The following is a 20905-nucleotide window of genomic DNA, read 5'->3' on the forward strand; positions in this document are numbered from 1 at the left end:
TCGTCGCCCCTTTCGCTTTCCTCGGGTCTGAGTACGATGGAGTGATTCGTTATTTCTCCAACGCAATCGGCCCAAAGGACATTTTTCATTCGCGAAACGTTTTAACCCGCTTCGCCAGCGATGGCATTGCGGACAGCAAGCCACTGTCGCGACTCATCGCGAAGTATGTCACTGCTGAGATTCTTACAGCGATCGCATCGGAATACGCCAAAGGACGAATACTGCTAATCGGAACCACTGACCTTGACTCAGGTCGGCCAGTCACTTGGAACATGGGCGCCATTGCCTCAAGTCAGGCATCGGGAGCGCTCGATCTCTTTCGAAACATCATGCTCGCCTCGATGAGCATTCCCGGTGCAGTCTCACCCGTCATGATCGATGTGGAAGTTGATGGCAAACAGTTCCAGGAAATGCACGTGGACGGAGGGGTAATCACTCAAGTGTTTCTCTACCCGCCTACCACCATAACGGAGCTGAGCAAGTCTACTGGAGCACCTTTGCGACGCGACCGTAATTTCTACGTCATTCGTAACGGGACGCTGGACCCTCAGTGGTCCGGGACGAAGCGCCGCACATTGAACATCGGCGGCCGCGCTATCAGTACATTGATTCAGACTCAGGGGATCAGCGACCTGGAGCGAATCTACCGTATGGCGCAGCAGGATGGAGCTGATTTTAATCTAGCGTTCATTGGCGCCGATTTTGACGTAACGCATGAACGGAAATTCGACGGTGAGTATATGAAGCGTTTATTCGATTACTCCTTTCAGCTCAGCGCGAAGGGTTATCCGTGGCTTAAATCTCCGTACTCGGAAAAAACTGGATTATGAGACACCCACTGAGCGATTTAGCAAAACCGCTGCATCGACCATTTGGATCTCGATGCTCAAATTGAATAAAGCGCTTAGACGCTCTGAGCCAAAGCCCCCCCCAAAGTCTTAGTATCGTAGTGACCACATCAGTTATTTTATGGTCACCACGAATCAATCAGACCCTATGCACTCAGGATTCGCTCTATGCGTTCACGCGCCGCGCCTGTGAGACGTTTGACACCTAGTAATCTGGCAACCTCAAGGGCTCGGTCCCCTGCACCGATAATGCTCGCTGCGATGCGCAACTCCTCGGCCGCAATCTCCTCGATAGAACGCGCGTCACCGGCAGATGCCGGAACGCGGTATGTCGACCATTCCATCACATCGCCCTCGGCGTGCCAGACGAATACTTCCTCAAATCCCGCCAGCTGAACGTGATGGTGCTGTTCGGCCAACTCCAACACTCTGTCTCGAATAAGCCGCCCTGATCGTTGGAAGCCGTGCGCGCGAGCGATACGCTGGACTAAGAGTGCGTCGAGAATTGGGGCTTCCTGGCGCAGTACCTCTTGAATGATCTGACGGAGCACCGAGTTGTAAGCAGGCGAGTGAAACTGCTCGGATTGAATTAGGGGCGCAAGGGAAGAAAGATCAGCGACTCGATACTCGCCCTTTTGTCCCAAGGAGATTGGTTGTTGAGTATGAGCCCGAGCTATCCGAACCTCACCGATCTCGGCTGGTAACACACTCGCCGTGGTCACGGGTACTTCGGAATTTTCTTCGATAACGGCAGAGTCGGCTGTGAAATCGACAGTAATCGGAGCGGCCAGTGGCTCCTCGGTTACCTGACTGCCGATAGTGCTTGCTCGGGATTGGGCCAGTAGGTTGTTCAGATCTGCGTGGAGCTTCTGTAACGCGCCTTCCTTATCGACCCACCACTCAGTGGACCACAGCCGTACCAGGTTCCATCCCAAACCACTCAGAATAGCGCCTCGTACTTTGTCACGATCACGAGCCGTGGCGGCACTGTGGTATGTGGCGCCATCACATTCGACACCGGCCAAGTAGTCGCCTGGGCGGTCAGGGTGAACAATGCCCAAATCGATGCGGAAACGCGACACACCGATCTGAGGGACTACTTGCCAACCAAGACGACGCAGCCCTTGGGCGACAGCTTCTTCAAATGGCGAGTCATAACCACCTACCGAGCCCTGGATTGCCTCGGCAAGTGCCCTTGGACCCCGCTGGGCGAATTCAATGAAATGCTTCAAATCCCTGACTGCGCGGGCATTGGTCCGGTTCAGATCGATCATCGATGGGTCGAACGAAGTGAACACCAACATCTCTCGTCGTGACCGTGTGATAGCAACGTTCAACCTGCGCCATCCACCGTCTTTGTTGAGAGGTCCGAAGTTCATTGACATGACCTGGGCACCCGGCTCGGTTGGGCCATATCCTATCCCGAGCATGATCAGATCTCGCTCATCTCCCTGGACCGTTTCTAGGTTTTTGACGACAACAGGTTCGGTTTGCGTGTCCTGAAAGAAGGGCTCAATTTGTGGATGTTGCTTACGGGCGGTGTCCAGCAAGTCATTGATCAGCTTTTGCTGATCGGAGTTAAGCGTAATGATACCGATCGAGTGACCCGCAGCCACAAACGCAGGATCGGTCAGCCGCTTGACGGTCTCACTGACGATGGCTTCAGCTTCAGCCTGGTTGTAACGCCCTTTCCCTTTTGCGTAGACGCCCTCAACCCTTCGCCACTCGACAGCACTTGCACGAGTTTCCGCCGCGGGAAAGGTGATGAGGTTGCTGTCGTAGTAACGGTGATTGGAGAACGCGATTAGGCTTTCATGGCGACTGCGGTAGTGCCAGCTCAAACTGTGGCTCGGCACCCCTGCTCCCAAGCATTCGTCAAGAATGCTCTCCATGTCTTCGGCCGTGTCATCGTCGCCAGCATTCGGGCCGCGGCTGAAAAAGTTCGTAGGCGGCATCTGACGCGGGTCGCCGGCGATTACCACCTGCTTACCTCGGGCTATCGACCCGATTGCATCCCATGGCGCGATTTGCGAAGCCTCATCGAAGATAACCAAGTCGAAAGGAGGCTGATCGGCAGGCAAGAACTGTGCAATCGACAACGGGCTCATGAGCATGCAGGGGGCTAGACGATTCAGCGCATCGCCCATCTCTATAGCCAACTGCCGGACTGGTTTGTGCCTGCGAGACTTCTGCAATTCATGCTTGAGAATGGCAAAGCCGCTGCTTTTAGGGATGTCATTCTTTGAAGGGATCAGGCCACATAATTTCGCCCGAATATAACGCACCGTCAGCTTCGCGATTTCATCATCCAGGCGAACGAAAGCACCGATCTCACTCATGTGCTCGGCAGCAACGAAATTCCTCAGAAGCGGCTCGCTGTCGATCCCGTGTGTCGCAAACCAATGGGCGTAGGCCGTGACAAACGTTTCCTCGCTTGCGGACGGAATTAGGTGTCCTGTTTCCAGTGCTTGGGCGAGGCTTGCAAGTCCGGCTTCAGCCGCCTGCTCACGCACTCGACACCAGTCGCACCAAGCCTTGAGTTGTTCTTCCTGCTGTTGGATAGAAAGTGACGTAGCCCGCAACGCTGCAACGCTTGGATGCGTGTCTGCGTCCCTTGCAGCCAATCCAGCGAATAGCCGAGCGGCTTCTTCATAGCGAGACAATGCCTGCTGCAATGCCGATAACGCTGCGCTGATTTGCCCACCCGGCGCCAACATTTCATTCGCATCGATGACCAGACGCGCGACTACGCCGCGCAAAGAAACCAAGTGATCAGGTGATTCGGCCAAGCCACTCAGCATCCCGCGCAGAGTTTCAGCCAATGTTAGGGCGCGTACTGTACGGACGGTATCGCTTTTCAAACCTTGCCAGCCAGGGATCGCCTGAATGTCACTTGCCAGTGTGTCCAGCTCAACAAGCTGCAAATGCAGGCGCTCGAAAATCGCGAGGTCACCAAGCGTATCCGGAAGACCGGCCGCACCACCTAACGAGGCCAGTTTCTTCGCTACTTTTTTCTTGGCGAAAGTGGCGAGAAACCAGAACTTGCCCTCTGCATCTCGCCATTCACTGTGCATTGCCTCTAGGGGTATTCGACGGCAAGCTTCATCGGCGTAATTCAGTGACAGGCTTTCCTCCAGCTCCCGATAGCTCTCGATCAACTGGCAAGCACGCCGCGCTGCTTCTATACGCGTGACTGCATCTGGTGCAAACGCGAATGAAAGGTTCATCCCGTAGGACTCAACGACCAGGCTGATCAAATCATGAAGTTGCTGTGCCTGTGTGGCTTCAGTCACAGGCAACGCCAAGTGAGTGAGGCCGAGAAGCCTCTCAGTTGCAGCATTTAACGCATCAAGGGCCTGTGGCAACTCACGTGAGGCGTCTGCAATTTGTGCCTGCCAGGCGTTCGACCATTGTGTCTGCGCCAGACCACCGAACTTACCTGACAGGTCGCGCGCGGCAACACCGTTAAGCCCAAGCCGACGCGCGAGATCGAGCAACTGCCCATACTCGGCAGCATCGTGCTCCTTGCTTGGTGGCCAAGCCAGTTTCGGCGTCTGGGGGCCGTGATCACGAACGACACGACCAATCGCCTGATGCAGGGAAAGACCGTTGCTCCAGCGACGATGCAGGACCTCGACCAACTGGTTAAGTCGCGACCGCAGTGTTTGCAGTCGAGCCGCCTCACGCTCCCAATCCTCGGCGCTCAATGCGTCACGGACATCCCATGCGCGATCCAGCTGCTTGAGCACCTCAACTTTGGACGCTTTGCTTGAATGCAGCTCCAGGCAAAATTCGCCGAGCCCCTTCTCTGCCAGGCGTCGATAAACCACGTCAAGAGCCGCCCGTTTCTCTGCCACGAACAGCACGCGACGCCCTAACGCTAGGTTGTGAGCAATCATGTTCGCAATCGTCTGAGACTTACCGGTGCCCGGAGGCCCGTCCATTACAAAGCTATGAGTGCTGGCAGATGCCACGACGGCGGATAACTGCGAAGAGTCAGCTGGCAATGGCGCGAAAAGCTGAGCAGGCGTTACTGATGAGTCCAGACGCTCGGGCCTAGGAAACTCGTCTGAGCCAGAGAAGCCTTCGCCTGCTTCGCTAGGTTCCAACAAGTGCTTAACCAAAGGGCTTCGCAGTAGCTGCGCCGCATTGGCGTTCAGATCCTTCCACATTAAATATTTGGCAAATGAGAAGGTGCCCAAAACTAGTTCGGTGCTCACCTCAAATCCAGGCACATCGCGTACCGCTCGCCGCACCATATTCCAGATGCCCGTTACGTCGATGCCGCTTTCATCGCTTGGTAATTCGCCATCGAGTCCCGGTATCACCAACTCAAAATCATGACGGAGTAATTCGAGTAGAGTCAGGTTGAACCGCGGCTCCTCGTCGAGCAACGTCAGCGTAACTCCGGACAATGCACTTTTGCGCTCAAGCTTCACAGGCAGCAAAATCAGTGGCGCGGAGTAGGTCTTCGGATCTTCTGCGCTTTTCTTCCACTTAAGAAAACCAATGGCCAAAAACAGGGTGTTTGCCCCGCCCTCCTCCAAATCGCTGCGCGCCTTTCGGAACAGCTCAATCAAGGTTGCTTCAAGCTTGGTCTTCTCCAGGCTGGCTAGTACTTCACCCCGAGCAAGTGCTTGACGGGCGACTTCGTCGACCAGACTTTCATTATTCTGCTGCTCGTATACGGCTACATCACGACCACTGCTGTTCAGGTCAGGTACTGACACCACACGGATGCGCTGCCCACTGGAAAGAAGGTCTTCAAGAGCTGCTGGATCCGGGCAAAGAAGACGCACGCCTTTCGCGCTGTCTGGCAAATGCAGCAGTCGGTTGCGAGTGGTGAGATCAAGAAGTTTGCGTTGCCACAGCGTTAATTTCCCGGCAGGACCTTCGGTACTCTCGTTGATTTCGACATCGAAACCAGGGAGTGCGGGGGCCTCCTCCAACCCTTCAGCCGCCGGCGGAGCATCATCGGCAACATCAGATACATTCACTGATGACACTAGCGCCATTGGGCGGATCTTCTGCATCCGAGCACGGTGTAAATCGACGGCCATGATGAATTGCTCATCATCGAGTTGCCGCTCAGCAGCCGCAACGGCTTGGGAGAAGCTAGGCGCGGGCGCCTGCGTAGCAAGGGTGGTTTCGAAAACCACCATTTCCTTGAGATCCAGACGCTTGCGTACTGCCGAAGCCTCATCAGTCAGCAGTTGAGAAAACTCTTGGGGCTGCAACCAAACGCCTGCAAACGCGTGCCCCTTTGTCATGATCAGCAGGGCATTCAATCCAGCCTGCTCCAAAGCCGCAGCGAACAGTAATGCCGTATCCAGACAGGTCGCCACTCCATTTTCCAGAATGACGCTTGGCGGCCTGATCTTTTGGCCCTGCTGCTCAAAACTGGCTGGAGGCAAGGCATAACTCAACTGAAAGCTGCACACCCCAGACCAAATCGCAGAGGCAAGCTCCCAAGTGCGCGTACGCGATTTGCTTTCATAGCCATCAATACCGTCTTTCTTCCCAGCGCGTCGCAAGACTTGAGAAGCAGCTTTGAGTACTCGGTCCACAGCGGGATCATTGGGCATGCAGAAAGCCGCCAGCAACTCCGGCATGGCACTCAATCCACCCCATTCAGTGCGAGCGAGCAGCTCGGTGGGAAAGCGCTGTTCGACGAGTACGTTGTCGCCTCGGGATAAGCGCATGACCACATCGGCGCTCAAGCTTTCGCTCAGCCCGGACAGATAGCCAGCATTCAGCTTGATGTCGCGTTCAGAAATGCTGAGGCGATCACCCGCTTGAATACGGTCAATATGCCAGGTTCGGCTTTCAACGAAATCTGGGTCGGTGCTTAATGTCAGTATCAGATTTTCAAGATTTGTTTCTTCCTGGTTCCAAATGCTCAATTCTCTTACAAGTGGAATGGCATTCTGGTGGGAAGCGAAGCCGATCTTACGAGCGATCATTGCCTCAATCTTGATGTTCATTTACGGGCTCCTGAAGCTGCCAGCGCATGCCTCATAAAGAGGCAGCTAAAAAAGACCCCCATAGTCCATGACTAATCACTGGTTGGGAATTTCTTTGTCTCAAAATCCAGACCTTTTGGTCAGACAAAAGGGATCAAGCGACTGCTTTACCCCACACGGAGGCTCTCGCAGGCCCGCAACCTCGACCTTTACTCACTGGTAAGTGATTTAACGACCAGTCCTTGGTTACTTTTGGCGAAGCCGGTTGACCACCAGGGGCTATCGGTTACGGCGCGATTTGAAGGAAGACTGGCCGATGAGAGATGAAAAATGACAATCTCAAATGTGTTTATCCGATCAAATCTAAAGCAGTGGCTACGCTACGACTCATCGGCTGATGGCGGAGGAAAAACTTTCATCACCCAAACGACGCAGATAGCGCTGGCTGAACCGTAGTTCTTCTACAACACAAGGGTTGGCCACCTTCGAGCACTAGGGAGATTTACTGATATGGAATTAGCTTTGGTAGATGGCGTCCGAGTGCTCCCTTCGCCTGGTGCGCAAGGAAGTTGCCAAGCTTGTGGTGCACCTATGACCGCAAAATGCGGGGAGCAGATAATCTGGCATTGGGCGCATAAAGGACGGCGCGTATGTGATCCGTGGTGGGAGAACGAAGGCGAGTGGCACCGGGCCTGGAAGCGATTCTTTCCTGAGGATTACCATGAAGTCGTGCAGCACGACATCACAGGCGAGAAGCACATCGCCGACGTCAAATTGCCCAGCGGCCTCGTGATCGAACTCCAACATTCAGCCATGTCGCCTGAAGAATTGCGTAGTAGAGAGGGCTTTTACGGCAACATGGTTTGGATCGTAGATGCAGAACCATTTAGAAAAAACCTACACATCTTCTACCCGCTCCCGGACCCAGCCGAGCCTTTCGCCTCGGACCTTTCATTCATATCTCCTCTCCCAGAGTGGCGCGACCACCAGCGTCGAAATGACACAGGTTTTGGCCCTCTTATGTTCTTCCGGCGCTCGGAACGAGTGGAAGGCACAAACATGCAACTTCTCCATTTCGGACCTGAAATCGCCGAGCACTATCCAGCGACGTACAGAGGGCATCATATGTACCTCTGGATGAGGCCCCGAGATGTTTGGTATCAAACCTCTAAACCCACGTATCTAGACTTAGGGGATGGCCTCCTCGCCCTGCTTGGTCCGTACGGGCCTTGGGAAGACACCATCATGTGCTTGCAACTCATTGCTAAGCAGGACCTGATCACGGATTTCCTAAGCCAGTAAGCAACAGAGAGTGGGCGTGATTGCCGGGCCGCCTCTTGGCCAAGCCCTCTAGATGATAAAGCTTGGACGGAGTGATGTCGTTGCCAGTTAACGCTTGATGCTGACTTCTGATGACTTCTTCTGCGTGGATGTGAGCAGGTTCGTCGTAATACTTCTTCAAAACCTTTTTGATAGCACGATCTGCAAACTCGCGCTTGTGTTGCGGCAGTTTTTCCAACCTGCCTGCGACAGCTTTTTGCAAGCGGGCAAAGGTACTATTTCGGGTGGTACCTGCTCGATGCGTTTGGGACCATAACAGTAGGGCTCTCCCGTTTACGCGGGATTCATCCACGTTTGGTTTCTGCCCTGTGCAGCGGGTTGTCGTGTGAGGAAGGACAGAGAGAACAACCCCCAACACCTGGCTAAATTCGGCGAAGCCGGTAGCTATCGGCCCAATACGTTTAGCGGTGCGACGACCGACAAAAACACGCGCAATGCGTCCACCAGACAAATAAACCTGGGACAGAACGGATCGTAGCTAAGCGGTTAAACAGAAAATCACGATCAACTGAGATGATCAGATGACTTACGCAGATTTACTGCGTTTGATCCGTTGCTCGTAACGATTAGATCATCCCCCTCCTGAACCGACAAAAACTCGGCAAGGTCAGTGGGAAGCTCAATCGCTAGCGCGCCTTTATGTCCGCTAGTTTTGGTACAACGAACTGTCCAGCTCTTGTTAGGCGTCTCAGCTCGGTAGTGAAGGGGGCGATACCCGGCAGACAGTACCGAATCCCCCCGTCTTGCAGCTTCTTTAGATCCAGGGGAATTCCGAATCTCGTCAAGATCGACGTAGAGCGAACCACCTTTGGTAACGTGAATCCCTTTGCCAGCATCAGGCGACATTTCGTCATCTCGCATCATTTTTTCTAGCAATCCCGCACAGAATGCTGCGGCTCTGAGCAACGGCCTTAGTATGGAACGTCCCAGCTTAGAGTTCACGAATGTTAGCCGCATCAAACAGTACTTCTAACTCCTCTGTCGGACCAGGGCGACCGTGGGGATAAGACATACCCTGGAAGTCAATCTCATAAACATGTCGGGGAAGGCCCTTGTCAGACTTGAACCGCAAAATCCGATTAACGACGCATGACTGATAATGCAAACCACCTTCGCTTGGTGGCTTCATCAGCGTAACGCTCAACACTCTCCCCCTACCCCCCTGTGCTTCGATCAACGTGTCGATATGGAATGGGTTATACATTAGTAAAAACTTTGCCTCTGGAACGAAGCCATTCTCGGTGGGTACCAGCACCTCATTGTAGATATATAGCCAAGTGAAGGGAGTGTTATGACTAACGATTCTCCATGACGTCAAATCATCATCCGTAAGATTTGCAAAAGGAGCACGAAACTGCTCATGAGTGATAAACATATATAATATCGACCTATCTAAATTAAATATTGAAGGCACCCTATAGGGAGTCGAATGCTAGCAGGTTTTCTGGCCCAATCAATGATTTTTTAAGGGCGGAAAATGGCGGACGATACGTCGAAAAGCACCGGCAGCTTTGGAGCGGCGCTGAGGACAATTCGTCTCGGCAAAAACCTCTCCATGCACGACGTCTATAAAAAGGCGACAGGGCGTACCTACTACTCCGCCTTGGAACACGGACGAAAAGTCCCAACCTTGGCCAAGATCGATGAGATCGCAAACGCCTTAGGGGTTCACCCCCTCGCCCTCCTCCTGCTCAGTTACGCTCAGGATACAGACCAATCAATGCTCCGCCTGATTGCCCAGGCAAAAGTGGATCTGGACGAATTGGGACTTTGGACTGAAGGCTGATTTCCCCGCCTCGATTCGCTCATCACTTGGTCACTCAGGGAATCGAGAGACGCCGGTGAGATCCAAGGCCACCAGGCCCGTCTCCAGCGATGGTGACGTCGAACGACATCCCCAGACTTCGGTCGCCACCTAGGCCTTCAGTTCTACGTCGTGAAGCGCGCTGGAGGATTTGCTTCGGCAAAAACCAGCACACGCCGTTGATCCAAACCGGCAGCGCATCAACATTATTGGAAAGTGCATACTAACAATGCGTGTGGCATCCTAAAATTTAGACGACGACCACTTAAATACATTGCACTTAAAGCTACGTCGACGTCCGTAAAAGTGTAATTACATTGCAAGCACAGTAAGCCCCATTAAAAACAAAAGAAATTAATTATACAACCCAACTTATTGAACTAAATAATCCAAGGTGATATACTTTTAAAAGCAATAATAAAAAGGCAAAAATAATGAATCACATAGTTCACTTCAACATCAAATCTAATCACGACCAGTACAATGAACACGTTACGAGCTTGATGGGTAAACCTATTAAAATAACCTTTACTCAAAGAGCACGCAGTGAAAATTTGTTATTAAGATTACTTGGAATACCTTACACATCATCATCCAGGTGCACCACAATCGTTGCTTACACAGATACATCCAAAGGCATAATTGAAAGCCAGTTTCATGTTATATCTGATGTGGAACGGAATGTCTGTGGACTGCGTACTTCATACAACCATAGCGACTCAGCAGTTCTAGACAATGAACCCGTATACTTTTATAGCCTACTTAAGACCCGCAAGGAGACGAGAAGAGGTGGGCATCTTCTTCCCGACTCGCTGTACCGCTTCCACCATTGGCTGGTTTCCGAAATTGCGGAGAATTTGAATACAACAGGTTACTTCACTAGCTTACATGGCGTAGCTGAAATCCAGTCATTTGATTTGAAGAAACTACCCAAGCTTCGAAAGAAGATTTAAAATTTGGAGGAGCGGCACTCTTCAGGAAGCCTGCTGTGCCGTACCTCTTACTTAGGTGTGTTCGGAGGTCCTAAGAATCTTTTCAGGCCTCTTCAAGTCCTTATCGTACATCAGAGGTTCGGGCAGGTAGCGGGCTAAGATGTCAATGCAAGCAGTGGCAACCATTAAGTTTTTCATAAACGCATTTTGCGAAGAACTGCTGCCAATATCTCGTTCATTGAATCGCCATTGATGCTGCTTTGCCCCCCCCCACACCTTGAAGATACATAACAACCACCGGAGATTTATATCGTCGACTATTACAAGTACAAGCCACATAAATGAAAGTTGCACATGAAAAAAATAAAACCACAGTAGATTGTTGTGATACCAAAGAAATAGCATGCAACAACTCGTAAAAAAATCCGTAAATCCCTATATGGAATTACCTGTCAGCGGTAGTTTTCTGGTTTATACATAGAAGAAAATATTCCTTCGAGAAAATCACCAGGAAATACTGAAGCGTCATTTGACCTATTAAAAAGCCGCTCAAGAACAACATACTCCTCACCGTAAACGTGTTCAGCACTAAGTGCTCCCAAATCTCTCAAATTTGGCAGCCAGAACTCTGCCTTCAATATAATACTATTGAGCAGAGAATGTTCCTCCGGGGAAAATATACCGAATGTAATCCCTAGTAGGAGCAGAGCGCACATCCTTTCATAGGGCACGCTATGAGGCGCTCCGTATTCGAGTCTCTCACTTAAGTTAAAAATCCTGTGAACAATGAGCGCGTTACCAGTGGTGAATAGTTCTCTTGCCACGCCAGATTTAGTTCGATCTGTCCGGGGAACCAAAAACAAGCGCAGGACCAGTTCTACAGCCCCTCTCATTTTACTGCTATCGACGATGATATTTGTGCCTGGCAGAACGCAGCGGTCTGTATTATTGAGCTTGTCTATCCACATTTGAACTCGAAGTGTCAACCATGCACGAATTTGGTCTGGTGAGATGCCATGTGAACCTCTATAAAATCGAACCCGACCTTCTATATAGTCACCGCTATGACCACGCACATAGGCCGCCCACTGTTTTTGGAAAGGATTTTCTGTACCCATATGACTTAGGAGACATCTGTGAATCGAACAGTATGGGTGGGTAACATAGCACCAGGATTTTCTCCATGATGGATATCGCTTAAATGCAACATCTGAATGGATGCATAAATGGCAATAAGAAAGCCGATATCGCTGATCCAAAAGAAGCGATGATGAAGGCTTGAAACACCTTTCAACAAGTCGAGTATCAAGTTGCATCGTATTTGCGAGCTGTATTCCTAGCGATCCGTCAAAATCAAACTCCATCCCCAATGGACGCGACTTCAAAACCCCATTTTCAAAATCAAAATCAATTTGATCCCAAAACAAAATATCATTTTCAGAGACGGAGTGTATTCTCGGGCTTAGCGCGCACCTAGTTATCCATGAAGAATATGTTTCGTCATAAATTGGGCGAAGAACGTTTTTGAACATCATTAATAAATGCGCCTCATCAATTTTAGCTGTAACCCCAAGGTTCAGAGGCCGCCTTTTCAATCAGCTCTTTTGTAATTTGTTCTTCGCCGGTAGTAATTGCATATATTGCTGCGGCCTTTATGATCCGTACGACATTATCCATCGTCCCCGTTGAATGATGATGTATTAGGCGAAGCATTTTTTCTTGATGCAAGTTTGAGGCCTTTTTTAATCCAACTTTATGCTCAAGGGTTGCCAGAAAATTTCTGAATTCATCATTCAACCCCCAAGGTACCAGCTCCTGAATATGATAACGTCGGGCCAATTGAACATCATATTGGAGGGCGTTTCGTGCACTTTTCGTCCCAAAACCTATAACGGACAAATTGCACGGAGTACCTGAAAGCCACTTCAACAGTGAAAGAATTTTCAACTGCTCATTTTTTGAAACCAAAAGACAATCGTGAAACTCGTCGATGATAATGGCTTTAATTTGAAGTGACAGGATGTAGTTTGCGACCTCATTTGGCAGATTATTTCTGCCGGTGGCTAATCCAATTGGCAATCCTATAGCTTCTAAAACTAGGTGCTTAAATTTCAAATTGCTAGGGTTTTCTGCAAGCGATAGGAAAACGAATGGCGACCCTAGTCCTCGGTTCATCTTCATTAGTTGATTGACAATGGTAGTCTTGCCACTTCCACCATTTCCGCAAACAAGCATGCAAGGGGCCGTGGTACGTTTTGGGACGTTGATGATATTAAGAGTTGTGTCGATAGCTTTGCGAGCTTGAGGGCAGTCTATCCAAATATCCTTATGGATATTACTTATCCGTCTCTTGATTTCGCTGCTTTCGAGATGATTTATTTGAATGGTATCGCTCATCTCAAAGATCCTCGCTATCATATATAGCAGGTGCCTTTGAAAAATCAATGTTCGTTTTCGCAACTGCTGAGCGCTTTGGCTCAGCTGATTCAAAAAGCTGATTGAGAGTGTGCGTAGCGTATGCTTCTGCTGCCTTAGATTTCTTCCTAGATCGATTAGTTGCTTTTGCACTATCATTTAGAATTTTTTCATTTTCATCACGAGCAACAATTACATTAATCGGCATTTCTTTTGATCTTGCCAGCGCTGCATGCTTATTAGCAACCAGATATTCCTCATAGCTAAAAGTATCATGGGTTAAATCAGATAAACGCAACTCAATATACGAGCCGTCAATTTTTGCCCAGATCATGTATAAAGTAAATGGATCGTATTTAATCGTTACGTTTCTCAATCCAACATGGTGACGTAGTTCTGGCGCCCAATAAACATGATTGAACTTCCTGATTCCGTTAGGGTGTATTTTTCGGCGATCCTCAGGCATAAAATCTAGTCTAAACGTAAATGGGTCAGTAATTAACTTCTGATTAGAGGTTAGCATGGGGCTGGCGGTAAAAGCCTTATTCCATTTATCCGCAGGTGAGCACTTCAAGGCGGAGTGTATCTTATAATTATAAATCTCAACTTCACCTGCAAACCATTTAGTGAACTCTCCAATTGTCAATGCTGCCTGATCTTCACTATCATAATTGCCCTTTGCGATGACGTTTGACATCGTTGTACCACGCAAAAAATGTACTTTGCTGGTCATCATGGTTCCTATCAAACGCTCAATATGACCACCGTAGTGTTTACGCCCTAGCGGTCGCCATTCTGTTATGATGCCATGTAGCGAACATGCTCTTTGAAGCTTGACAGATCGGAACTCAGCAGCATTGTCCATGTGCAACACTTCTGGCACGCCGAAAAATGGGTGCGTTATATGACTACAGCCCAAGTTTTCCAGGTATCGTTTCTTCGGTAGCGTCGCATGAGTTATTGCACAAGCAACAGTTAACCCGGATGGGGGGTTAAATCCTATGTAGTAGCCAAGAATTACACGACTATATACATCCATTACCAAGGTTAGCCACGGTCTAAATAGTGGCTTGCGGGTTTCTTCATCAACCAATATGCAATCAACAAGAGTATGGTCTATCTCCACCCTCTGTAAAGGATAAGCCAGTTCCAAACTCCCTGGTTTAGCACCAAATTTTTGGTTGGCCACCTCTGCGCCATCCTTCAAAAAACACAGCGTCCGCTGCCCAAGTTCTTTAATTCGTGAAGTTACGGTGCCTTGTGAAGGTATGGCTATTTTTAATTTTGTACATTGGGCCTGCACTTCTTCCCATACCTTTACAAACGATGCGGCCTTCCCCTTGTACTCCTTATCTATCGCGTCCCTTATAATGTGTTCCGCTTCGATTGAAATTGTCTTATAGTATTTTTCTCTACCTGACCTTCTAGGATAAAGTGAGCTAGCGCCAATCTTTGGGTCGAACCTACCAAGCAAACTATAAAATGCGCTTTTTTTTGTCTTTGTAAGCTCCAGCGCTTGCTTAAAGTCGATGTGCCCAGCGAGATATTTCTCTATCGTAAGAAAACGTTCGCTCGCGACATGTAGCGCTTCGAGAGAAATACCTTCGTCGCTTGGTAGTGGTTGGCATTCATCTACAACATCTTCACAAGAGCCCGGGTGTGTTGGGAAAAACTCTAGATCATCAACATCGACTATCAATCGCCTTTTCGAATAAATAATTTGAACTTCAACTTTTGCCTCGCTTTGGACTGAAAGTACTATCGCGGGCTTCCCTACAGCAACTACCAAGAGGTTTGGTTTGAGTTCGGTGTGGCGCATAATGTTACCCTTGATTAAGATGGCATCACCACATGTTTAGTTAATGCAGTGAAAAAATCAAGGCACGCAAAATACTATATAATATTAATTAAACTAATTAACTTAGCTCTATAAAACAAAGACTTATAGTAGAGTGTCAATACCATTGACGTTGCATATTATATTTGATGCTAGATGAGACTTTCTCTATAACTAAATATTCTTCCGGAACATCGATTTATCGGAATTTTATGCAGAGACAAGGGTGAATGTTCGAGATCCAGTTTAATGTGCGGAGCGAGTACGCTATTGCATTTGGCTACAGCTCCTATATCGGAGCCTGCCTCGCTTACAGGAAAAAAAGCGATTAAACGTCGGAAAAAAAACAAAATTCGTGTTTTTTTTCCGACGTTTAATCGCTTTTTTACAATAAACCTTTAAAAATCAGGCTACTAAAATTTTCCGGTGTTTTGTTGTTCCTCACAACATTTTTAAGCGCTGATTCCCCTCAATCTTCAATCCCGCGTCAATTGCTCAATCAACGCCTGATGCTCTGGAAACTCGTCACTGAGCTTTTGCCTGTCGCCCATTTCCATGTCCGCAAAATCAAATCCGGGTGATACCGCTTCACTGACCAAGCCGAATCCCGCTGATCCCTTCATCAGCCGCGAAGCTTTCCAGATGCCGCCCGGTACATGCAGCTGCAAGTATTCTCCAGCCATGACGTTGCTGCCCATCACGACAGTTTTCAATGTGCCGTCCGGGGAAATCAGGCTGTACTGAATGGCGTCGCCCAGATGGTAGTAATGCATGATGTCGGACCGGTTCAGGTGAAACTGGCCAATGGATGAATCGGTGGTCAACAGGTAATAGATGGAGCTCATCGAGTAACGTGGGCCGCCAATTGTCTCGACCCAAGGCTGTTGATCAGCCTGAAAGGTTCTTCGGAAGTACCCACCCTCGACGTGCAGTTCAAGGCTCAGCGTGCTCACGAGTGCTTTGCTGTTTAGCTGCAATTGTTGCTCCGAATACGATGATGGCAAATAGCTATACTAAATAGCCCTTTAGTTAAGTTAATTAATAATCACACCGCACTGGTGCTCACCACTCGCGCGGTTCGAATGAACAACGCTCGTACTTTTTCCCAGAAATTGCCCCCCAATACAAAAAAGCTGCCGACCAGCATCAAGTCGCCCAACAACTGCAGTTGCCAAAGATTCGGCCGCAGTCCCGGCCAGATGCTATCCACGTACGGCTCCAGAAAGGCCGAGATCAGCGGCAAACAGAACATCACTACCCCGATTCGATGCCGCACCGGCCCTACTTCGGTTTCCATCGTCGGGGTCAGTGAAATTACATAGCCAAATACGCTGCGTTTGAGCTGTTGGAAGCCCGATTTACCCATGACGGCAATAACCACAATCAACAGCACTTTGTTACTGATAAACAGGACACCCGTCAGCGCTGCGATCTTCGAACCCGGCACGCCTGCTGCTGCGACGACGGGCACCATCAACCAAGAACCCAGCATCAGACAAATAATCGTGACGCCCAGTTTGAATCGCCATCCAGCGGTATGGGGTGCATTCATGGCTGTCGTACCTATTTGAAAGGGTCAAGACGTTTGGAAAGCTTAGCAGTCAGTTGATCATTTGGACGTCTATGCTCCTGTGAGCTTCCTCGACTGGAAAACACGCATGCATCTGACGCGATCGGGCCAACTGTTGCTGCTTGGTGTGCTCGGCTTGAGTGGCTGTGTGCGTCTGGGGCCGGATTTTCTGTCGCCGAAGCCGGCGTGGATCGACCGCTGGAGCTCCCCTGCCCTTGAGCAATCCAGTCAACGCAGCCTGAACCCGGATTTTCGTCAGTGGTGGCAAGTCTTCGGCGATCCGCTCCTCGATCGTCTGATTGCCGAGGCGGACGCGCACAATTCGGATCTGAAGATTGCCGGCCTGCGGGTGATGGAGGCTCGCGCCCAGTTGGGGATTGCTCAAAGCGGCCGCTACCCGCAACTGCAACAAGCCAGTGCTGACAGTCTGTACTTCAATCGCCGCCAATCCGGCGGGATCAATCCCCAGGACAGCCATTTCTAGCAATACAGTGCCGGGTTCGACATTGGCTGGGAGTTGGACTTCTGGGGGCGCTTCAGCCGCGCCATCGAGTCGGCCGATGCCAGTTACTTCGCCGCGCAGGCCAACTATGAAGACGTGCTTGTGCTGCTGCGCGCACAAGTGGCGGACACTTACTTTTCGCTGCGCACCACCCAGGCTCGCTTGCGGGTTGCGAGGGAAAACGCCAAACAGCAAAAGCGCAACTTCGAGATCACCGAAAAACTGTTCAATAGCGGCCAACAAGCCGAACTCGACTTGCAGCAAGCCAGAACCCAATACCCGGGCACCCTGAGCACCATTCCCAGCTTCGAGGATCAGTTGCTGCGTACGCGCAATGCGTTGGCGGTGTTGATTGGCCAGCCACCCGGTGCGCTACCGCAACTCGTCGACAATGAAGAACTGATCCCACTGGTCGACCGCGCCGTATTGCAGGACGTCCCGGCCAATCTGCTGCTGCGGCGCCCCGATGTGCGCGCCGCTGAACTGAATGTCGCAGCCCAGTCGGCCCTGATCGGTGTGGCCGAAACCGATTTCTATCCGTCGCTGACCTTGCTGGGCAGCATCGTTTGGTCGGCCGACACGCTCAACGGCACGTCTAGAAGTCTTGACCTGATCGGTGGCCCCAGTCTGCGCTGGAACCTGTTCGACCACGGCCAGATCAGCAACAACGTGCGCGTGCAGGATGCGCGGTTGCAGCAGTTGATCGAGGCCTACCGCGACAAAGTTCGCCAGGCGGCACGCGAGGCAGATGATGCCGCCAATGGGTTGATCAAATCCCTGGAGCGTGAACGCATCCTTAGCGAGGCCGAGGTCGCCGCCAAGCGTTCGTTGGTGTTGGCCAGCGCCCAGTATCGCGAAGGCTATTCGGATTTTCAGCGGGTTCTGGACGCCCAACGCGCGCTGCTGGAGCAACAGGACAACTACCTGGTCAGCCGCAGCAATGCCGTGAGCAATGTGATTGCGCTGTACAAGGCGCTGGGCGGCGGTTGGTACAGCGCCCGGCCAACCGTTGACCCGGCCACCCGCCAGGACATGAAAAAACGCACGGACTGGGGCGATTTACTGGATGAACCCGCAGCCGCAAAAAAGGTAACGGACCATGAGTGATGCCGCGCAACCCTCCCCTGACGCGCCCTCCCCCAAGGCGCCAGAACCGCCCGCCGATCCGACGAAAAAAGGGCTCACGTGGGTGCTGTTGTTGATCGTCCTGAGCCTGGCCTGGTATCTGTTGGCCGATCGATACACGCCTTATACGCAACAGGCTCGGATCGGTGCCTTTGTCATTCCGGTGGCCGCGGAAGTGGCCGGTCGGGTCACTCGTGTCAACGTGCGCAACAATCAGGACGTGAAGGCGGGGGACGTGCTGTTCGAGGTCGATTCTCAGCCGTATCAGATTGCCGTCGACCGTGCACGCGCAGACCTTGAGTCGACCCGTCGCCAGATCGGCGCCAGTACCGCCGGCATTGCTTCGGCCCAGGCTAATTTGCGCGCCGCTCAGGCCAACGAACTCAAGGCCCGCCAGGACAATCAACGTCTTGAAGGTTTGTACCGCGAGGACCCCGGGACCATTTCCGTGCGTCTGCTCGAAGTGTCGCGCGCCAACCGCGAACAAGCGGTCAGCCAGGTCGCCGCCGCCCGTGCCGAAGTCCAGCGTGCGCGCGAGCAGGAAGGCGGCAGCGCGGAAGACAACGCCTTGCTGCGCAGCGCGGCCACTGCGTTGTCGAAAGCTGAACTGGATCAGGCCAATACGCAGATTCGTGCGCGTTCGGCCGGTTTGATCACCGACCTGCGCACTGACGCCGGGCAGTTCGCCGCCGCTGGCAGTCCGGTGATGACGCTGATCGCGATCCACGACGTATGGATCAGCGCGGACATGACCGAAAACAACCTCGGCCGGATCCGGCTCGATACGCCAGTGGCAATCGTTCTGGATGCGCTACCGGGCGAGGTGTTCGACGGGCGCGTGCGCAGTGTCGGTTACGGTGTCAGTGTCGGTCAGACGCCGGCGCCCGGTACGTTGCCCAGTGTGCAGAACAGCCGCGACTGGCTGCGCCCCGCCCAGCGTTTTCCGGTGATCATCGAGTTTTCCGAAGACTCGATGGCCCGGCTGCGAGACAGTCGCGCCATTCGTGCCGGCGGCCAGGCTGAAGTGATGGCGTTCCCCACCCAAGGCAATCTGTTGAATCCACTCGGCCGCGTGTTTGTGGGCCTGATGAGCTGGCTGTCGTATGCCTACTGAGCGCACACCCCGGGCGCAGCGCGCACTGCGTCTGGCCACCGGCACCGCGGTGTGCCTGGCGGCCAGTTTCGGTTGGGGATTACCGATTCCGTTTATCGCGCCGGTGCTCGCACTGTTGCTGCTCGCGAGTGTCAATCGTCCGCTGCCATTGAAGGCGGGACTGGTGCTCGCGATCGCCGCGATGTTGACCACCGGCGTTGGCCTGTTGCTGATTCCGATCCTGCGTTATTACCCGGTCAGCGGTGTACTGCTTGTCGGCGTGAGCCTGTTTCTGGTGTTTCGCTTTGGACTGCGCGGCGGCAACAATTTGATCGTCACTTTCCTGGTGATCGGCCTGACCATGATTTCTTCGGCCGGCGTCGCCGAGTTCGACCTCGCGGCGATGGTCATCGGGGCATTGGTCAAAGGATTGCTGCTGGCCGTGATGGTGGTCGCGCTGAGTCATTGGCTGTTCCCCGAACCGCCCAACGCGCCGTCGCCGCCCGTCGCCCCGCCGTTGCCGGTGGAAGAAGCCGGCCGGGTGGCGCTGCGTGCAACCCTGATCGTGCTTCCCGCGTTTTTGTTGGCGCTGATCGATCCGGCCAGTTACCTGCCGATCATTCTGAAGGCGGTCGGCTTGGGTCAGCAGAGTTCTGCCACGGCCCGCAACGCCGGTCGCGAACTGGTCGGTTCGACCCTGTTGGCCGGCGTGCTGGCGGTGCTGTTCTGGTGTGCGCTCAGCCTGTTTGTGCACTTATGGATGTTTTTTCTGTGGATGCTGCTGTTCAGTCTGATCATTGCGCGCAAGCTCTACGCGCTGAGCCCGACCCGTTTAAGCCCGGGGTTCTGGCTCAATACCCTGATCACGATGATCATTCTGCTGGGCCAGTCGGTGCAGGACAGCTTGGCAGGCAAGGACGTCTACACCGCGTTCGCCGTGCGCATGGGATTGTTTATTCTGGTGACACTGTATGCCTGCCTGATGGTGTACCTGCTGGATCAGCGATCGCCAAAACACGCTCAGGGATTAACCTGATAACCCTTTCCTTGCAAGCAACTGGTATAGGCCGTCGAGCTGGTCGAAGCCGAGGTTTTCTGCTGCGCCCGGCGTTCCTGGCGTTGACGCGATGCTCCGACCATCGCACCCGCCGCGGCCGTTTCTTTGGCCCGGTTCTGCCGGTAATCCTGTTTTACGTCGTCATCGACGCGGTCATAAAACTCATCGTGCTGACGCCCGCGCACCTGAGCTCCCGCCGCACCGGCAGCGGCACCGACGGCCGCACCTTTCAGACGTCCACCGGATGCTGGTGGCGTCGTCGAAGTCTGACCTGCAGCGACGTTGTGGCAGGCGTCGATGTCCAGTTGGGTTTGTTGTGAAGTCTGGCCCTTCATCGGGACCACTGTTTCGGCCCAGCCCTGAATAGCGACAACCGACAGCGCGACACTCAGACCAATGGAAGACAACCTGTTCATGA

The 20905-nt window shown here is 52.1% G+C and carries 13 protein-coding genes and 1 pseudogene; 6 read left to right on the top strand and 8 right to left on the bottom strand.

The window, feature by feature from the left end; genetic code table 11:
• Positions 1-830 (top strand): patatin family protein (locus ACI77H_RS19905; RefSeq protein WP_407013431.1); only part of this gene is annotated, 830 nt, incomplete at its 5' end.
• A 164-nt stretch (positions 831-994) separates the two neighbouring features.
• Here the strand turns inward: ACI77H_RS19905 and ACI77H_RS19910 are convergent.
• Complete coding sequence (locus ACI77H_RS19910) at positions 995-6832, bottom strand: DUF3320 domain-containing protein (RefSeq protein WP_407013432.1); 5838 nt, start codon at positions 6830-6832, stop codon at positions 995-997.
• A gap of 489 nt (positions 6833-7321) precedes the next feature.
• On the opposite strand from ACI77H_RS19910, the gene ACI77H_RS19915 reads away from it, so the two are divergent.
• Entirely contained in the window at positions 7322-8113 is a 792-nt protein-coding gene (locus ACI77H_RS19915; RefSeq protein ID WP_407013433.1) for a competence protein CoiA, read from the top strand.
• Here the strand turns inward: ACI77H_RS19915 and ACI77H_RS19920 are convergent.
• Complete coding sequence (locus tag ACI77H_RS19920) at positions 8091-8444, bottom strand: hypothetical protein (protein WP_407013434.1); 354 nt, start codon at positions 8442-8444, stop codon at positions 8091-8093. The two genes, ACI77H_RS19915 and ACI77H_RS19920, sit on opposite strands and share 23 nt — an antisense overlap.
• Positions 8445-9629: 1185 nt before the next feature.
• Here ACI77H_RS19920 and ACI77H_RS19925 point away from each other — a divergent pair.
• Positions 9630-9938, top strand: a complete 309-nt coding sequence (locus tag ACI77H_RS19925) for a helix-turn-helix domain-containing protein (RefSeq protein WP_407013435.1) — start codon at positions 9630-9632, stop codon at positions 9936-9938.
• Positions 9939-11340: 1402 nt separating this feature from the next.
• Here ACI77H_RS19925 and ACI77H_RS19930 read toward each other — a convergent pair.
• The 5 genes from ACI77H_RS19930 to ACI77H_RS19950 all read right to left on the bottom strand — a co-directional run bounded on the left by ACI77H_RS19930 (position 11341) and on the right by ACI77H_RS19950 (position 16692).
• A complete protein-coding gene (locus tag ACI77H_RS19930; RefSeq protein ID WP_407013436.1) occupies positions 11341-12423 on the bottom strand; it encodes a hypothetical protein in 1083 nt (360 codons plus the stop codon).
• Between the two features lie 22 nt (positions 12424-12445).
• On the bottom strand, positions 12446-13285 hold the full coding sequence (locus ACI77H_RS19935; RefSeq protein ID WP_407013437.1) for a TniB family NTP-binding protein: 840 nt from the start codon (positions 13283-13285) through the stop codon (positions 12446-12448).
• Position 13286: 1 nt separating this feature from the next.
• Positions 13287-15122 carry a Mu transposase C-terminal domain-containing protein gene (locus tag ACI77H_RS19940; RefSeq protein ID WP_407013438.1) on the bottom strand — a complete coding sequence of 612 codons (1836 nt, stop codon included), beginning with the start codon at positions 15120-15122 and terminating at the stop codon, positions 13287-13289.
• A 494-nt stretch (positions 15123-15616) separates the two neighbouring features.
• A complete protein-coding gene (locus tag ACI77H_RS19945; RefSeq protein ID WP_407013439.1) occupies positions 15617-16117 on the bottom strand; it encodes a cupin domain-containing protein in 501 nt (166 codons plus the stop codon).
• A 68-nt stretch (positions 16118-16185) separates the two neighbouring features.
• Positions 16186-16692 carry a transporter suffix domain-containing protein gene (locus ACI77H_RS19950; protein ID WP_407013440.1) on the bottom strand — a complete coding sequence of 169 codons (507 nt, stop codon included), beginning with the start codon at positions 16690-16692 and terminating at the stop codon, positions 16186-16188.
• A 106-nt stretch (positions 16693-16798) separates the two neighbouring features.
• On the opposite strand from ACI77H_RS19950, the pseudogene ACI77H_RS19955 reads away from it, so the two are divergent.
• The 3 genes and pseudogenes from ACI77H_RS19955 to ACI77H_RS19965 all read left to right on the top strand — a co-directional run bounded on the left by ACI77H_RS19955 (position 16799) and on the right by ACI77H_RS19965 (position 20466).
• A pseudogene (locus ACI77H_RS19955) lies at positions 16799-18319 on the top strand (efflux transporter outer membrane subunit).
• Entirely contained in the window at positions 18312-19451 is a 1140-nt protein-coding gene (locus ACI77H_RS19960) for an HlyD family secretion protein (protein WP_407013441.1), read from the top strand. The pseudogene ACI77H_RS19955 and the gene ACI77H_RS19960 overlap by 8 nt, the downstream one beginning before the upstream one ends.
• On the top strand, positions 19441-20466 hold the full coding sequence (locus ACI77H_RS19965; protein WP_407013442.1) for a DUF2955 domain-containing protein: 1026 nt from the start codon (positions 19441-19443) through the stop codon (positions 20464-20466). The genes ACI77H_RS19960 and ACI77H_RS19965 overlap by 11 nt, the downstream gene beginning before the upstream one ends.
• Here the strand turns inward: ACI77H_RS19965 and ACI77H_RS19970 are convergent.
• Positions 20451-20903, bottom strand: a complete 453-nt coding sequence (locus ACI77H_RS19970; protein ID WP_407013443.1) for a hypothetical protein — start codon at positions 20901-20903, stop codon at positions 20451-20453. The two genes, ACI77H_RS19965 and ACI77H_RS19970, sit on opposite strands and share 16 nt — an antisense overlap.
• Between the last annotated feature and the right edge of the window lie 2 nt (positions 20904-20905).

This window comes from Pseudomonas sp. O230 (genome assembly GCF_045447035.1).
GTDB lineage: Bacteria > Pseudomonadota > Gammaproteobacteria > Pseudomonadales > Pseudomonadaceae > Aquipseudomonas.

Bases quoted from the DNA above. Each gene is read 5' to 3' on its own strand.
- ACI77H_RS19910 (WP_407013432.1), bottom strand. From the start codon at position 6,832: ATGAACATCAAGATTGAGGCAATGATCGCTCGTAAGATCGGCTTCGCT.
- ACI77H_RS19915 (WP_407013433.1), top strand. From the start codon at position 7,322: ATGGAATTAGCTTTGGTAGATGGCGTCCGAGTGCTCCCTTCGCCTGGT.
- ACI77H_RS19925 (WP_407013435.1), top strand. From the start codon at position 9,630: ATGGCGGACGATACGTCGAAAAGCACCGGCAGCTTTGGAGCGGCGCTG.
- ACI77H_RS19930 (WP_407013436.1), bottom strand. From the start codon at position 12,423: ATGATGTTCAAAAACGTTCTTCGCCCAATTTATGACGAAACATATTCT.
- ACI77H_RS19935 (WP_407013437.1), bottom strand. From the start codon at position 13,285: ATGAGCGATACCATTCAAATAAATCATCTCGAAAGCAGCGAAATCAAG.
- ACI77H_RS19940 (WP_407013438.1), bottom strand. From the start codon at position 15,122: ATGCGCCACACCGAACTCAAACCAAACCTCTTGGTAGTTGCTGTAGGG.
- ACI77H_RS19950 (WP_407013440.1), bottom strand. From the start codon at position 16,692: ATGAATGCACCCCATACCGCTGGATGGCGATTCAAACTGGGCGTCACG.
- ACI77H_RS19960 (WP_407013441.1), top strand. From the start codon at position 18,312: ATGAGTGATGCCGCGCAACCCTCCCCTGACGCGCCCTCCCCCAAGGCG.
- ACI77H_RS19965 (WP_407013442.1), top strand. From the start codon at position 19,441: ATGCCTACTGAGCGCACACCCCGGGCGCAGCGCGCACTGCGTCTGGCC.
- ACI77H_RS19970 (WP_407013443.1), bottom strand. From the start codon at position 20,903: ATGAACAGGTTGTCTTCCATTGGTCTGAGTGTCGCGCTGTCGGTTGTC.